The following is a 15304-nucleotide window of genomic DNA, read 5'->3' as shown; positions in this document are numbered from 1 at the left end:
GTGACAATCGACCTCGACTCCCTGGCCGCACAGGTGGAGCGCCCCGACGACGACGCCCGCGCCCGCGTGCGCGAACACCTCATCGCCGTGACGGGCGCGCCGAGCGCCTACGGCCGACTCGAAGATCTCGCGATCTGGTTCGCCTCGGCCCAGGGCGGCAAGACCACCGCGCCGATCGGCGCGCCCCGCGTGGTGCTGTTCGCCGCCGACCACGGCGTCGCCGCCCACGACGTGTCGGTCCGCCGACCGGGCTGGACCGCGCGCGAGGTCCGGGCCACCCTGGAGGGCACCTCGGCCGCGGCCACCTTCGCGGCGGCCGTCGGCGCGCCGATCCGGATCGTCGACATCGCCGTCGACGCCGAACCCGACGCGTTCCCCGAGCATGTCTCGCGGGATCGGATCCGCCGCGCGTCCGCGCCCGTGGACACCGCCGACGCGCTTGCCCCCGGCGAGGTCGAGCGGGCGTTCCGGATCGGTATGGACAGCGCCGACGCGGAGATCGACTCGGGCGCCGACGTGCTGCTGCTCGGCTCGCTGGGCGCGGCCGCGACCACCCCGGCCGCGGTGCTGATCGGCGCGCTGACCGGGATGGACGCGGCGGCCGTGATCGGTCGCGGCTCCGGCATCGACGACGCGACCTGGATCCGCAAGTGCGCCACCATCCGCGACGCGCTGCGCCGGGCCCGGCCGGTGCTCGGGGACCCGATGCGGCTGCTCGGCGTCAGCGGCGGGGCGGACTTCGCGGCGATGACCGGATTCCTGCTCCAGTGCTCGATCCGGCGCACCCCGGTGTTGCTGGACGACGTGGCCACCGCCGCGGCCGGGCTGGTCGCGCAGCGCATCTCGTACCGCTCCCCCGACTGGTGGCTGGCCGGCCACGTCACCCCCGAGCCGGGCCACGTCAAGGCGCTGGACCGGCTCGCCCTGGAACCCGTACTGGACTACAAGGTCAAGGGCGGGGAGGCGATCGGCGCGCTGCTCGCGCTGCCGGTGCTGCGTGCCGCGGTCGACCTGGTGGCCCGGGTGCACCCCGCCCCGTGAGTTCGGGTACCACCTCGGCCGGCCTGCGCCTGGCGTTCGGCATCCTGTCGGTGATCCCGGTCCGGGTCGATCGGGTGGACCGCCCGGTGGCCGGCCGGGCGATGGCCTGCGCGCCGCTGGTCGGCCTGGTCCTGGGCGGTCTGGCGGCCGGCGTGCTGGCGCTCGCCGCCCGGGCCGGCACCGGCGCGTTCACCGCCGCGACACTCGCGATCGGCACCCTGGCGCTGCTCACCCGCGGGCTGCACCTGGACGGCCTGGCCGACACCGCCGACGGCCTCGGTTCGGCCAAGCCCGCACCGGACGCGTTGCGGATCATGAAGGCGTCCGACATCGGCCCGTTCGGTGTACTCAGCCTGTTGTTCCTGGTGTTGCTCCAGGTCGGCGCGCTGGTCCGGCTCCAGCAGCACGGCTCGGGGCCGGCCGCGGCGGGTCTGGTGCTGGCCGCGGTGACCGGCCGCGCCGCACTGTCGGTTGCCTGCGGACCGGGGGTGCCCTCGGCCCGGCCCGACGGACTCGGCGCGATGGTCGCCGGCACCGTCGGGCGCGCGGTGCTCCTGGCCTGGTCGCTGGTCCTGCTCGCCGCCGCCGGGCTGTACGGCGTGCTCCAGGGCCCCGCCGAAGCACTGCGCGCGGCGGCTGCGGTCGGTGCCGGACTCGCCGCCGGCGCCCTGCTGTTGCGGCACACCACCCGCCGATTCGGCGGGATCACCGGCGACGTGCTGGGCGCCGTCGTGGAGATCTCCGGATGCGTCGCGTTGCTGGTCCTGTCCACTGGCTGAGATGTTTGCCGGGAAGGCGTGAAATGCTGAACGCGAACGTATCTTCCATACGGCTCGTTATCGCTCGACGAGGCATCCTCAGCAAGGATCGCCGCGTCGGTGCCCCACCGATCGTGTGGGCACTCAGCATCCTCGAGAGATGAGAGACAGGACACTCGTGACCACACTGAGTATCGGCTCCACCGCGGCCCTTTCCCTGCGCGCCGACGTGCTCGTGATCGGCTCCGTCAAGGGCGAGGACGGCGCCGTTCTCGCCGCCGGCAGCGAAAGCATCGCCGCCGCGTTCGACGGCCGACTCACCGACACCCTGTCCGCCCTCGACGCCACGGGCGCCGAGGGCGAACTACACCGCGTCCCGACCTTCGGCGCGGCCAAGGCCCCGCTCGTGCTGGTGATCGGCCTCGGCGAGCAGCCCGCCGACGGCTTCACGCACGAGACGCTGCGGCGCGCCGGCGGCACCGTGGCCCGGGCGCTCGCGGGCGTCAAGAAGGCGGGCGTGGCCCTGCCCCTGGCCGGTGCGGAGGCGGTGGGTGCGTTCGGGGAGGGCGTACTGCTCGGCGCGTACTCGTTCGAGACCTACCGGGAGAAGTCGCGCGAGGGTCGCAAGGACGCGGTCAAGGACGTGGTGCTGCTCGGCATCAAGGGCCGCGACAAGGCCGCCAAGGCCGCCGTGGAGCGCGCCGAGATCGCCGCGCAGAGCGTGAACCACGCCCGCGACCTGGTCAACACCCCGCCGAACGACCTGACCCCGAAGGACTTCGCCGCGATCGCGGTGGACACCGGCAAGAACGCGGGCTTCAAGGTCGAGGTGCTCGACGACAAGGCGCTCGCCAAGGGCGGCTTCGGCGGCATCCTGGGCGTCGGTCAGGGCTCGGCCAACAAGCCGCGGCTGGTCCGGCTGGGCTACACGCACCCCAAGGCCAAGCGCACCATCGCGCTGGTGGGCAAGGGCATCACCTACGACTCGGGCGGCATCTCGCTCAAGCCGGCCGGTTCCAACGAGACGATGAAGATGGACATGGGCGGCGCGGCGGCCGTCCTGGGCGCGGTCACCGCCGTGGCCCGGCTGGGCCTGGAGGTCAACGTGACCGGCTGGCTCGCGCTGGCCGAGAACATGCCCTCGGGCACCGCGATCCGTCCCGGCGACGTGTTGCGGATGTACGGGGGTCGCACGGTCGAGGTGCTCAACACCGACGCCGAGGGCAGGCTGGTCCTGGCCGACGCGATCACCCGGGCGTGCGAGGAATCGCCGCAGATGCTGATCGACGTCGCGACGCTGACCGGCGCGATGATGGTCGCCCTGGGCAACGACATGTACGGGATCATGGCCAACGACGACACCTTCCGCGACGCGGTGCACGACGCCGCGACGCGTGCGGGCGAGCAGTCCTGGCCGATGCCGCTGCCGGCGGACATGCGCAAGCAGATGGACTCGCCGATCGCGGACCTGAAGAACATGGGCAGCTCGCGGATGGGTGGCGGCCTGATCGCCGGCATCTTCCTCCAGGAGTTCGTGGCCGACGGCGTGAGCTGGGCGCACCTGGACATCGCCGGTCCGGCGTTCCACGAGGGCGAGGCCGGCGGCTACCGGTCCAAGGGCGGCACCGGCGTGGCCGTGCGCTCGCTGCTCCAGGTCGCGCAGGACGTGGCGGACAACCGGATCTGATCGACGGCCGCTCGTCGCCGCTCGTTCGATCCGGCCCGGCCGGGGCACGCAGGCGCCCCGGCCGGGCCGGCGGTGCGACCCGGGTCGCTCAGGAACCGTCGGCGGACTGCCGGCGGGTCCACTCGCGCATGCGCTTGGGGTAGCCCACCAGGGCCGCCTCGTACACCGGGATGCCCAGCTTGCGCGCGAGGCCGCGCGCGGCGCCGGGATCGGCGACCCGACGGCGGGTCCACTCGCCGGTGTCGGCGATGAACACCACGGTGGTCCCGCTCAGCGTGGTCACCGGCTCGATGTACGCCTCGACTCCCTTGCGGCTGCGCGCGAACTCGCTCAGGTGCGCCGCCGCGGCGGCGGCCTGCCTGCGATCGGGCGCCTCCGGGCCGGCACCGCGTTTGCGTCGGAACAACCCCACGGGGATTTCCTTCCTGTCGTCGTACGCGCGTGTCCTCCGCGTCGGTCCGCCGCGCGGAGGTCGTGATCGTGCCGGAACAACGAGCCACAACGGCCCGTTGTGCCCCCGATCCGCCATTTCGGCGCGGCCCTTGTGGGACAGGCAACACCGGGGCGGAGTGCTCGGTCGCTCCCGACAAGTGGGAGGATGTTGTACCGGCACTTGAGACCTTCCACAAGAAGGGGGTGCTACCCGCCGCGTCCCGCGCGGGTGGGCATCGCAATCACAGGAGGACGTGACGTGGCGAACGACGCCGGAGCCGTTTTCGATGTAGTCATTCTCGGAGGCGGGAGCGGCGGCTATGCGTGCGCCCTTCGCGCGGCCGAACTGGGTATGCGGGTCGTCCTGGTCGAAAAGGGCAAGCTCGGCGGCACGTGTCTGCACAACGGCTGCATCCCGACCAAGGCGCTGCTCCACGCCGGCGAGGTCGCGGACCAGACCCGTGAGAGCGAGCAGTTCGGCGTCAAGTCGACGTTCGACGGGATCGACATCTCGGCCGTGCACGCGTACAAGGACGGCGTCATCTCGCGCCTGTTCAAGGGCCTGACCGGGCTGATCAAGAGCCGCAACATCACCGTCGTCGAAGGCGCCGGCAAGCTCGTGTCGCCGACCGCGGTCGAGGTGAACGGGCAGCGCTACGAGGGTCGACACGTGGTACTCGCGACCGGCTCCGTGCCCAAGTCGCTGCCGGGCCTGGAGATCGACGGCAACCGGGTGATCAACAGCGACCACGCGCTCGTGCTCGACCGGGTCCCGCAGTCCGCGGTGGTCCTGGGCGGCGGCGTGATCGGCGTCGAGTTCGCCAGTGCCTGGAAGTCCTTCGGTGTCGACGTGACCATCGTCGAGGCGCTGCCGCACCTGGTGGCCCTGGAGGACGAGGCGAGCAGCAAGCTCCTGGAGCGCGCCTTCCGTCGGCGCGGGATCAAGTTCGAACTCGGTTCGCGCTTCGCCGGTGTCGAGTACACCGACGCGGGTGTCCGGGTCTCGCTGGAGAACGGCAAGCAGATCGAGGCCGAGCTGCTGCTCGTCGCCGTCGGTCGCGGCCCGGTCTCGGCGGGCCTGGGCTACGAGGAGGCCGGCGTCGCGATGGACCGCGGCTACGTCCTGGTCGACGAGTACTGCGCCACCAACGTGCCGACGATCTCGGCCGTGGGCGACCTCATCCCCACCCTTCAGCTCGCCCACGTCGGTTTCGGCGAGGGCATCCTGGTCGCCGAGCGGATCGCCGGGCTGAACCCGGTGCCGATCGACTACGCGGGTGTGCCGCGCGTGACCTACTGCGACCCGGAGGTGGCCTCGGTCGGCCTCACCGAGGCGCAGGCGGTCGAGCGTTACGGCTCGGACAAGCTCGCGACGATCAGCTACAGCCTCGGTGGCAACGGCAAGAGCCAGATCCTCAAGACGACCGGCCAGGTCAAGGTCGTCTCGGTCAAGGACGGCCCGGTCGTCGGCATCCACATGGTCGGCGCCCGCATGGGTGAGCTGACCGCGGAGGCCCAGTTGATCTACAACTGGGAGGCCCTGCCGGCCGAGGTCGCCCAGCTCATCCACCCGCACCCGACGCAGTCCGAGGCGCTTGGCGAGGCCCACCTCGCGTTGGCGGGCAAGCCGCTGCACGTCCACGACTGACGACGCGCCCGCAATCGCGCCCCGTCATCCAAGACACACGCCTTGAAGCGTTGAGAAGGAGTCATTGACCCATGCCGGTCTCCGTAACACTGCCCGCGCTCGGCGAGAGCGTGCAGGAGGGCACCATCACCCGCTGGCTCAAGCAGGAGGGTGAGCGCGTCGAGCTGGACGAGCCCCTGCTCGAGGTCTCGACCGACAAGGTCGACACCGAGATCCCCTCCCCCGCCGCCGGCATTCTGGTGTCCATCAAGGCCCAGGAAGACGACACGGTCGATGTCGGCGCCGAACTGGCCGTGATCGACGACGGCACCGGTGCCGCGGCGCCGGCTCCGGCCGCCGCGCCGGCTCAGGAGGCCCCGGCCCCGGCCGCACCGGCTCCGGCCGCGCCCGTCGAGGCCGCGCCGGCTCCCGTCGAGCAGGCCGCGCCCGCCGCCGCGCCCGCCGGTGACGTGCAGGGCACCCCGGTGCTGCTGCCCGCGCTCGGCGAGAGCGTGCAGGAGGGCACCATCACCCGCTGGCTCAAGCAGGAGGGTGACACGGTCGAGGCCGACGAGCCGCTCCTGGAGGTCTCGACGGACAAGGTCGACACCGAGATCCCGGCGCCGATCGGTGGGGTGCTGCTGAAGATCAGCGTCGCCGAGGACGAGACGGTGGAGGTCGGCGCCGAGCTGGCCATCATCGGCGCGCCCGGTTCCGCGCCGGCCGCAGCGCCCGCTCCGGCGGCGCCCGCTCCCGCCCCGGCGGCTCCGGCTCCGGCGGCTCCGGCTCCGGCGGCTCCGGCTCCGGCGGCTCCGGCTCCGGCGGCTCCGGCTCCGGCGGCTCCGGCTCCGGCGGCTGCCGCGCCGGCTCGGCAGGCCGCTCCGGCGCCTGCGCCCACGCCGGCTCCGGCGCCCGCTCCGGCTCCGGTCGCGCAGCCGGCCGCCCCGCAGCTCACCCCGCCGGCCGAGGCGGACGGCGCGTACGTCACGCCGCTCGTGCGCAAGCTGGCCGCCGAGCACAACGTGGACCTGGGCGCGATCGCGGGCACCGGCATCGGTGGTCGCATCCGCAAGCAGGACGTCCTGGAGACGGCCCGCAAGCAGCAGGCGGCCCAGGCCGCCGCCGCGGCATCGGCTCCGGCCGCCGCCCCGGCCGCGCCCGCCGCCAAGGCTCCGGCCGCGGTCGAGCCGTCGCCGCTGCGCGGTCGCACCGAGAAGCTCTCGCGCATGCGCACGGTGATCGCCAAGCGCATGGTCGAGTCGCTGCAGACCTCGGCCCAGCTCACCACGGTCGTGGAGGTGGACGTCACCAACATCGCCCGCCTGCGCGACCGGGCCAAGAACGACTTCGTGGCGCGTGAGGGCGTCAAGCTGTCGTTCATGCCGTTCTTCGCGAAGGCGGCCGTCGAGGCGCTCAAGGTCCACCCGGTCCTGAACGCGTCGATGGACCTGGCCGCCGGCACCGTGACCTACCACGACGCCGAGCACCTGGTGATCGCCGTGGACACCGACCGCGGCCTGATGGTCCCGGTCATCCACAACGCGGGTGACCTGAACATCGCGGGTCTCTCGCGCAAGATCTCCGACCTGGCCGAGCGCACCCGCACCAACAAGGTGAGCCCGGACGAGTTGGCGGGCGGCACGTTCACGCTGACCAACACCGGTTCGCGCGGCGCGCTGTTCGACACGCCGATCTTCCCGCAGCCGCAGGTCGCGATGCTCGGCACCGGCGCGGTCGTCAAGCGCCCGGTCGTGGTCAACGACCCGACGCTCGGCGAGGTCATCGCGGTGCGTTCGATGGTCTACCTGGCCCTGTCCTACGACCACCGCCTGGTGGACGGCGCGGACGCGGCCCGCTTCCTGCAGACGGTGAAGACCCGTCTCGAGGAAGGCGCCTTCGAGGGCGACCTCGGCCTCTAGGACACGGCGCCGCGGGCACGTCGCGCGGCGGGCGGTCATTCGGCGAAGGCGGTTCGGACATCTCGTCCGGGCCGCCTTCGGCGTTCGGCCGCCCGGTGGGCAAGGATGACGACATGCGTATCGCCGTAACCGGTTCGTCCGGCCTCCTGGGTTCCGCTCTCGTCCGCTCGCTGACCGCCGACGGACACCAGGTGGTCCGGCTGGTCCGCCGGGCCCCCACCGAGCCGGACGAGGTCCGCTGGGACCCGCACGCGGGCACCGTGGACACCGCCGCGCTCGGCCCCGTGGACGCGGCGGTGCACCTGGCCGGCGCCGGCGTCGGCGACAAGCGCTGGACGGCGGCGTACAAGCGCGAACTGCACGACAGCCGAGTCCTGGGCACCGCTGCCGTCGCCCGCGCGCTGGCCGGCCTGAAGCCCACGCCGCGCGTACTCCTGTCCGCCTCCGGAGTGGGCTACTACGGCGACACCGGCGATCGCGAGGTGGACGAGTCGTTCCCGGCCGGCAGCAGCTTCCTGGCCGCCCTGTGCGTCGAATGGGAGGCCGCCACCGCACCCGCCGCCGAGGCCGGCATCCGGGTCGTGCACCTGCGGACCGGGCTGGTGCTCGCCCGTTCGGGAGGCGCACTGGGGCCGATGTTCCCGCTGGTGAAGGCGGGGCTGGGCGGCCGGCTCGGCTCGGGTCGGCAGTACTGGAGCTTCATCTCGCTCGCCGACGAGATCGCCGCGATGCGCCACGCCCTCGACCACGCCGACCTGGCCGGCCCGGTCAACCTGACCGCCCCGCACCCGGTCACCAACGCCGAGGTGACCAAGGCCCTGGGCCGGGCCCTGCACCGCCCCACCATCCTCCCGGCCCCCGCCTTCGCCCTACGCGCCGTCCTGGGCGAGTTCGGCGCCGAAATCCTCACCGGCCAACGCGCCCTCCCCCGAGCCCTCCTCACCTCCGGCTTCACCTTCACCCACCCCACCATCACCCCGGCCATCGCCGCGGCCCTGACGAACTGACCCCACAGGGCACACGAAAAAGACCGCCGACCGCGCTGTCCGCAGCGGTCGACGGCCTCGTCTTCCATCGGGCTCACCCCTGGTGGTGCTTCGATCCGGAATCCGCCCCCTACCGAGGGGGGTCAGCCGTACGCGCGTCCGGAGCATCGACTGTTTCCGGGTGATCCCGAGAGCCGGGATCGGTGCCCCGGTTCAGTTCGCACCGCACCTGCCGCCAGGCACGAATGATCTGTGGCAATCGCGACAGCACCTCTGTGATCTGCGTAAGGAGCAGCGTGACGCAGCCGAAGGCGGCAAGGATGACGAGGGTCATCTCGTCCCACTTCACAGGGCTCCGTCCTCTCGCTGTCCGGTCGGAACCCCGATCGTCGATTCGTCGTAGGTCGCAGTTGTATCGGTATTTCCAAACATGTCGATACCTCGTGCCGCCCCGGCCGGCGTGTCGGGTCACGTACCCGGTGAACCGCTGATGTCGGTATGCGGAGTCGGGGACCACACCCCTGTGCGACTTCCTCGGGTGCCGGGGCCCGGAGGAAAATGTCGCCCGCCGACTCTCCGGGAGCCGGGTGTATCAATGCTTCGTTCCGGTGCAAGGACCTACCCGACTGGGGTCTGTCAAGGAACGGGTGAGCCGAGTGGGTGCGCTAGCCGAAAAGGGCCCGGCGGGAAATCCAGTCGAGAGCGTCCGCACCCAGGCGGTCCGGAGCTTCGTGCAACGCGGCCTCCACCGCCGCGAGGTCGGTCAGCGCCTCCGGGGCGTCCGACCGATCCGCCGCAGCGAGACGCTCCATCGCCGAGGTGACGGCAGCCGACCATCCCGGCATGCCGAAGTGTGTGGACGCAGTGAACGCCGCCGACATGGCTCGGTGCAACAGCCCCGCGCGCCAACCCTGTTTACGCATCATCTCCGCGGTGAACCAGACCCGGTCGTCGATGTGCCGGACGAACTCGGCCCCGGATTCGGACATTGTTCGCAATACAAAGCGGGAGCCGCCGGCCCACGGCAGGTCCAGATTCGAGGCGACGGCCACGAACGCGAGCAGCGCCTCCGGACCGTCGTCCCGCGCGGCCACCAACGACGCGCGAGCTCTGCGGTAGAGATCGACGCTCTGTGCGAAAACCTCCCCGTCACTCGGCCCGTCATCGGCCGCATGGATCTCGTCCAGCGGCCCCTCGCGCCATGCGTCGGAGACCAGACCGACCGCAGCGGCGTTCAAAAGCACGTCCGTGTCGTCCGCATCGATGCCGAAGTGGGCCAAGACGGTGGGGGCTTGTTCCTCGATGTCCATCGGCAGGGAACACTCCTCCTCGGACTCGGCCCTCCCCACGAGAGATGCGAGCCTGGATGACAATGGTTCGGGCTGCGGCTTCTCCACGGTGATCCCGTGCTCGACCAGATCGTCGAAGACGGCGTCAGGCCCACAGTCGATGTGTGTGGAGTCATGACGTCCCGAGCAACTTTCCGGGCACTCGAACTCCTCGCACATCTCCGGTTCGTCGGGCTGTACCTCGTTGATCAGGTGATAGGCGAGTCGCTCCGACACTGCCTCGCGCGCCGTAATCATCGCCAGGTCGAGCCGGAAGGCCTCGTCCTTCAACTCCGAGAGCTCGCGATCCACCGAGGCGGGCGGTTCCGGCACTTCCGGAACCCAGGTGTACGCGGACTCGAGCGAGATCAGCAGCCATGCGACCCGCAGTGCCGCGGTGTCGTCGCCCCGGGCCAGGTCGGCCACGGCCTCGGCAGCCTGCCGCACGCTGACGAGCCGACCGAGATGGCGTTCTCGCACCGGCATCCAGGCCGCAGCCTCCGCTCGTGCCCGCTCGGCATCCTGGACCCGTGCGGCGTCGCGGGTCCGTCGCGCCCGGGTGACCGACCGGGTCAGACAGGGGCGGCACCCGAACAGCCCGGACGTCGGTGTCGGCCCGAGCGGTATGGCGGCGAGGTCCTCGCCGAACGAATCGTCGCAGAGACAGCAGTCCAGCCCACCCACGTGTCGCGATGTGGGCATGTTGGGCAAGGCGGCGCGGATGGTGGCATGGGCATAGGCAGGGATATGCATACGGGGCAACTCCTCGGAGGTGGGCGCTCCTTCGGCGCCTCCTCCATGCTGACCTCGCCGATCGGCCACAAGTCACGGTTTGGCGGGCGCAACGGCGAACTTGACGAATACTGACTCGGCCCTGGCCTGCGACTTCTACCGTATTGGCGAAACTTGACACCGCAAGCACGGAGGAATCCCCTTGGCAGCGTCCAACAGCACACCCCAACCGACGGGTTCACACCGCGAGTTGGTCGAGGCATTACAGGAACTGCACCGCGCGGCAGGACGCTCGAGCTTTCGCAAGGTGAGCACCCTCATCCGCAGCCGCGACGACCAGTTGTCGGACGCCAGCCATGAAACCGTGCGCTCTGCCGTCAACGGGCTACGAGTGCCGCGCTGGGAGACCGTCCACGACATCGTCGTGGTCCTCGCCGGGCTGTGCAGCCCACCCCGGGACGAGGAGTCCGAGACAGCCAGGTTCCTGCCGCTGTGGCGCGCGATCGGCGAGGGAGAATCCGGCGCGCTGAAGTCGTTCCAGGAACTCGTCAACAGCGGCTGGGGAGGTGAGGACGGCAAGTGGACACCGGAGCAGGTCATGGGCGTGATGATCAACCCCTTCAGTGCCATCGAGATCCATCCGTCGCTCGCCGTGCCGCACGAACCACTGATGTCGGAGGACGATTGGGTCCGCATCATGGCTCGGCAAATCGAGGAACAGGGAGTCGAACACACGCTGCGGGTCCTGCTGCACATGCTGAAAGGTGACTACGTCGGGGCGGAGGAGGGCGCGCCGTACGGCTACGGCAATCCCGACCGCGAGGCCATCAATGCGCAGGCAGCTTTTCGATATGGGTGCCAGGAGATCCTCCGGCGGCTGGGCCGAGAGCCCAACCTTCTCGCGGAATCGATCCGCGCCATGCGCGCCGACGAGACGATGGACCGAGACGAACGAGCGGAGATGCTGGAAAACGAGTCGGACCTGAGCTTGATGCGCGAGGTGATGATCGTGACTCCGGAAACCTGGGATGAGGTGTCGGAGGGAGCACATCACATGATCTTCGGCTATCTGATCAAACAGATCGGCCCGGTTGGCCCGTTCGGACTGCCCGATGCCGAGCGGTTCGGGATTGTCTGGCGCATCCCCGAAATACCTGCGGCGTAGCCGAAACGCCAGGGCCCATCGGCGAAGTCGACGATGGGCCCTGAGGGGATTCGAGTTGCTGTCCGGCACATGCAAGCACTGTCTAGCGTGCCAGCAGCGCGCGGAGTTGATCGATGGTCAGCCATGGATTGCTGCGATGCACCATGCGGTGGCAGTTGGCATAGATCAGGGCGAGATCGGACAGCGTGGTCTCGCCCTCGCCGGCCACATGCAGCGGAACGACGTGGTGGCACTCGATATATCCGGCACCGTGCGCGCCGTACTTCGCCTCGAAGTCGAAGTCGCACACGGCGCAGCCCAAGTGGCCTTGCTCGCTGAGGACTTCGGCGAGCTTGCGTTCCCTCAAGCTGTGGTTGCGCTCCGGGTAGAGATGACGTCGAGCAAGGATGCGTCCTTCCGGAGCGCTGTATTCCTCAAGTTCTTCGAGCGGCGCCTTGGGCAGCCTGAGGAACTCGCCGGAGCGCAGTCCCGACCTGATGCGCTGCGCCGCCGCGGCCATGTTCGCCGGCGCCGAAAGAAACGCATTCAAAACCTCATAGTCCAACTTGTTTCCGTTGGTGCGGGCCAGTTTGCCGAAATTATCCGGATGGCAGGTCCGGATGTCCACGATCTTGCGCGCGACACCGTTGGCGTTGCGGAAGGTCTCTCCTCGCGTGGACTCGGGGTGGAAAGGAAGCTTCTGCAACAGGCGGGACAGTTCGACTACGCGCTTGTCGCTCGCCTCGATTTGCGCCCAGCCGTTGCTCGCCAACAAAGCGCAGGCAAGAACCAACTCGTCCCAGACCCAATCGGGGTTGCGCTTCGGTGTACGTACTTCGAATCCGAGCTTCAGCAGCCATCCGGCAGCGGCAGCCTTGCCGGCGCTGAACTCGTCGGACTTGAGCACCCTGCCGTGGCAGTACCGGTGTGCCACGCCTGCGATGGCCTTGGAGTCGTACTCCTTGCCGTCGTGAACCAGAACGTACTTTCGGGCCGGCCTGAAGCCGTAGGTCTCGAGGAACTCTTCGGTTCCGGTCGATCGCACTCCGCAAGGGCCTGCATGACGGCGTCGCGGGTCAGCTCCCCGATTTTCATTGACCGAGTCTTGCAGCGGAACGGGGTCGGGTGCCACAGCCCGCACACGGAATCCCGTCAACGCCAAGACGGCCCCGGGACTCGTGGTCTCCGGGGCCGTCTCGGGGCCGTGCAGCGTTGCCCGACGCCGACCAACGACGACTGCCACCGATGGGCGGCCGGGCTGGTCAGGGAGCCTGTGCGGCTCGGCGACGCGGGTCGCTTGGCTCCGACGATTAAATGTCGAAGTAGAGCTCGAACTCGTGCGGGTGCGGGCGCAGGCGGACCGGGTCGATTTCCTTGGTGCGCTTGTATTCGATCCAGGTGTCGATCAGGTCCTGGGTGAAGACGCCGCCTTCGAGGAGGTACTCGTGGTCGGCTTCCAGCGCGTCGAGGACCTCGGCGAGGGTGCCGGGGACCTGGGGCACGGCCTGGTGCTCGTCGGGGGCCAGTTCGTACAGGTCCTTGTCGACCGGCTCCAGCGGCTCGATCTTGTTCTTGATGCCGTCCAGGCCCGCCATCAACTGGGCGGCGAAGGCCAGGTACGGGTTGGCCGACGGGTCCGGGACGCGGAACTCGACGCGCTTGGCCTTGGGGTTGCTGCCCGTGATCGGGATGCGGATGCAGGCCGAGCGGTTGCGCTGCGAGTAGACCAGGTTGACCGGCGCCTCGAAGCCCGGGACCAGGCGGTGGTACGAGTTCACCGTCGGGTTGGTGAAGGCGAGCAGCGACGGGGCGTGCTTGAGCAGGCCGCCGATGAAGTAGCGGGCGGTGTCGGACAGCCCCGCGTAGCCCTGCTCGTCGTAGAAGAGCGGCGAGCCGTCGGTCCACAGCGACATGTGGCAGTGCATGCCCGAGCCGTTGTCACCGAAGATCGGCTTCGGCATGAAGGTCGCGGTCTTGCCGTTGCGCCACGCGACGTTCTTGACGATGTACTTGAACAGCATCAGGTCGTCGGCCGCGGCCAGCAGCGTGTTGAACTTGTAGTTGATCTCGGCCTGGCCGGCGGTGCCCACCTCGTGGTGCTGGCGCTCGATCTCCAGGCCCGCGGCTTCCAGCTCCAGGGAGATCTCCGCGCGCAGGTCGGCGAAGTGGTCGACCGGCGGGGTCGGGAAGTAGCCGCCCTTGTAGCGGACCTTGTAGCCGCGGTTGTTCTCCTCCGCACCGGTGTTCCAGGCGCCCGCCTCGGAATCGATGTGGTAGAAGGACTCGTTCGCGCCGGTCGAGAAGCGCACGCTGTCGAACACGTAGAACTCGGCCTCGGGGCCGAAGTACGCCGTGTCGGCGATGCCGGTGCCGGCGAGGTAGCGCTCGGCCTTCTTCGCGACGTTGCGCGGGTCGCGGCTGTACTCCTCATCCGTCAGCGGGTCGTGGATGAAGAAGTTGATGTTGAGCGTCTTGTCCTTGCGGAACGGGTCGAGCCGCGCCGTGGACAGGTCGGGGCGAAGCGCCATGTCCGACTCGTGGATCGCCTGGAAGCCGCGGATCGAGGATCCGTCGAACGCCAGCGTCTCGGTCGGGTCGAACGTCTTCGCCGGGACCGTGAAGTGCTGCATCACGCCAGGCAGGTCGCAAAAACGAACGTCGACGAACTTGACGTCGTTGTCGGCGATGTATCGCGACACCTCTTCGGCGTTGTTGAACATCAATCCTCCTCGACCCGGCGCCAGGCGCGGGTAGTTGCGTTCGCGGGGAGCGGCCTCCTCCCCGGTGGCCACTAGGCCATGAAGGTAGGCGGGAGCGGTTTCCCGTCGGTGTCCCTCGTGTTTCCGGGATGTTACGCACACACCCGTACGGTCTAGCCCGTCTTGCCTGGATGCATGTCCATGATCAACCTCCTCACGCGCACCCCGGGGCGGGTGAATCGGCCCGGCTCGTCTACTTTGGACGGGTGGACGAGAACACGACCGCATCGCGGAAACAGGCCCCCGGGGCGGCGGCCGAAGACTTCGGCTACCGCGGCAAGCGTCTCGGGCTGCCCGAGGACGGACCCAACTCGCTCGCGCCGACCGGACGCAGGCTGATCGCCCTGCTGATCGACTGGAGCATCTGTTACATCATCGCACTGTCCTTCCTGGGCGGCGGCGACCTCAACGACCCCGGGACGAGCTGGGGCACCCTCGCCCTGTTCGCCGCCGAGAACCTGCTCCTGGTGAGCACGATCGGCTGGACCTTCGGTAAGCGCATCATGGGCATCCGGGTGGTGTCGGTCACCCGCGACACGCTGTTGCCGCTCGCGGTCGTGGTGCGCACCTTCCTGCTGTGCCTGGTGATCCCGCCGGCGATCTACGACCGGGACGGGCGCGGGTTCCACGACAAGGCGGTCGGCACCGCCGTGGTGCGCGCGTAGCTCGTAAGCCACCCGGGCCGGGTAGCCCATACGGGACGGCGAATGCGCCGGGTGGGTGACAACGGAAAGAGCGGCGGGGGGGCGGGGGGGGGGGCCCCCCCCGCGGGGGGGGGGGGGGGGGGGGGGGGGGGGGGGCCCCCGGGGGGGGGGGGGGGGGGCGGGCGGCGGGCGTTGCGCCGGGTGGGCCTTCCTCGACTCTGGCCGCGGTGGGGCCTTCGGTGGGCTA

General features: G+C 70.0%; 12 protein-coding genes. 8 read left to right on the top strand and 4 right to left on the bottom strand.

Going from position 1 to position 15304, the window contains the following annotated elements; genetic code table 11:
* The 3 genes from ACH4U8_RS17675 to ACH4U8_RS17665 all read left to right on the top strand — a co-directional run bounded on the left by ACH4U8_RS17675 (nt 1) and on the right by ACH4U8_RS17665 (nt 3486).
* Nucleotides 1-1041 carry a nicotinate-nucleotide--dimethylbenzimidazole phosphoribosyltransferase gene (locus ACH4U8_RS17675; protein ID WP_360304903.1) on the top strand — a complete coding sequence of 347 codons (1041 nt, stop codon included), beginning with the start codon at nt 1-3 and terminating at the stop codon, nt 1039-1041.
* Entirely contained in the window at nt 1038-1820 is a 783-nt protein-coding gene (locus ACH4U8_RS17670; RefSeq protein WP_360304901.1) for an adenosylcobinamide-GDP ribazoletransferase, read from the top strand. The genes ACH4U8_RS17675 and ACH4U8_RS17670 overlap by 4 nt, the downstream gene beginning before the upstream one ends.
* Before the next feature lie 157 nt (nt 1821-1977).
* Entirely contained in the window at nt 1978-3486 is a 1509-nt protein-coding gene (locus ACH4U8_RS17665) for a leucyl aminopeptidase (protein ID WP_360304899.1), read from the top strand.
* Nucleotides 3487-3574: 88 nt separating this feature from the next.
* Here ACH4U8_RS17665 and ACH4U8_RS17660 read toward each other — a convergent pair whose 3' ends face one another.
* Nucleotides 3575-3898, bottom strand: coding sequence for a hypothetical protein (locus ACH4U8_RS17660; RefSeq protein WP_360304897.1), 324 nt, complete (start codon nt 3896-3898; stop codon nt 3575-3577).
* A gap of 279 nt (nt 3899-4177) precedes the next feature.
* Between ACH4U8_RS17660 and lpdA the strand changes: the two genes are divergently transcribed.
* The 3 genes from lpdA (at nt 4178) to ACH4U8_RS17645 (ending at nt 8471) form a co-directional block, all read left to right on the top strand.
* Nucleotides 4178-5566 carry a dihydrolipoyl dehydrogenase gene (gene lpdA, locus ACH4U8_RS17655; protein ID WP_360304895.1) on the top strand — a complete coding sequence of 463 codons (1389 nt, stop codon included), beginning with the start codon at nt 4178-4180 and terminating at the stop codon, nt 5564-5566.
* 71 nt (nt 5567-5637) lie between these two features.
* On the top strand, nt 5638-7464 hold the full coding sequence (gene sucB, locus ACH4U8_RS17650; RefSeq protein WP_395778671.1) for a 2-oxoglutarate dehydrogenase, E2 component, dihydrolipoamide succinyltransferase: 1827 nt from the start codon (nt 5638-5640) through the stop codon (nt 7462-7464).
* A 113-nt stretch (nt 7465-7577) separates the two neighbouring features.
* A complete protein-coding gene (locus ACH4U8_RS17645; protein WP_395778669.1) occupies nt 7578-8471 on the top strand; it encodes a TIGR01777 family oxidoreductase in 894 nt (297 codons plus the stop codon).
* 644 nt (nt 8472-9115) lie between these two features.
* Here ACH4U8_RS17645 and ACH4U8_RS17640 read toward each other — a convergent pair.
* Entirely contained in the window at nt 9116-10531 is a 1416-nt protein-coding gene (locus ACH4U8_RS17640) for a hypothetical protein (RefSeq protein ID WP_395778667.1), read from the bottom strand.
* 286 nt (nt 10532-10817) lie between these two features.
* Here ACH4U8_RS17640 and ACH4U8_RS17635 point away from each other — a divergent pair, with 286 nt between their 5' ends.
* Entirely contained in the window at nt 10818-11675 is an 858-nt protein-coding gene (locus ACH4U8_RS17635; protein WP_395778665.1) for a hypothetical protein, read from the top strand.
* 82 nt (nt 11676-11757) lie between these two features.
* Here ACH4U8_RS17635 and ACH4U8_RS17630 read toward each other — a convergent pair whose 3' ends face one another.
* Both ACH4U8_RS17630 and glnA read right to left on the bottom strand, forming a co-directional pair.
* The gene (locus tag ACH4U8_RS17630; protein WP_395778663.1) at nt 11758-12699 is read right to left on the bottom strand and encodes an HNH endonuclease; all 942 of its coding nucleotides are present in this window, start codon (nt 12697-12699) and stop codon (nt 11758-11760) included.
* A 265-nt stretch (nt 12700-12964) separates the two neighbouring features.
* The gene (gene glnA, locus ACH4U8_RS17625) at nt 12965-14374 is read right to left on the bottom strand and encodes a type I glutamate--ammonia ligase (RefSeq protein WP_360304885.1); all 1410 of its coding nucleotides are present in this window, start codon (nt 14372-14374) and stop codon (nt 12965-12967) included.
* A 245-nt stretch (nt 14375-14619) separates the two neighbouring features.
* Here glnA and ACH4U8_RS17620 point away from each other — a divergent pair, with 245 nt between their 5' ends.
* Nucleotides 14620-15078: an RDD family protein gene (locus ACH4U8_RS17620; RefSeq protein WP_360304883.1), complete on the top strand. Its 459-nt coding sequence runs from the start codon at nt 14620-14622 to the stop codon at nt 15076-15078.
* The last annotated feature ends 226 nt before the right edge of the window (nt 15079-15304 follow it).

Origin of the sequence: Embleya sp. NPDC020886 (assembly GCF_044333915.1) — a bacterium.
Classification (GTDB): domain Bacteria; phylum Actinomycetota; class Actinomycetes; order Streptomycetales; family Streptomycetaceae; genus Embleya.
The sequence above is the reverse complement of the archived record's forward strand: the minus strand, read 5'-3'. Positions and strand labels throughout refer to the sequence as shown.

What these genes read in the sequence shown, in the direction of transcription:
- ACH4U8_RS17640 (WP_395778667.1), bottom strand. Translation starts at nt 10,531, where the DNA reads ATGCATATCCCTGCCTATGCCCATGCCACCATCCGCGCCGCCTTGCCC.
- sucB (WP_395778671.1), top strand. Translation starts at nt 5,638, where the DNA reads ATGCCGGTCTCCGTAACACTGCCCGCGCTCGGCGAGAGCGTGCAGGAG.
- ACH4U8_RS17645 (WP_395778669.1), top strand. Translation starts at nt 7,578, where the DNA reads ATGCGTATCGCCGTAACCGGTTCGTCCGGCCTCCTGGGTTCCGCTCTC.
- glnA (WP_360304885.1), bottom strand. Translation starts at nt 14,374, where the DNA reads ATGTTCAACAACGCCGAAGAGGTGTCGCGATACATCGCCGACAACGAC.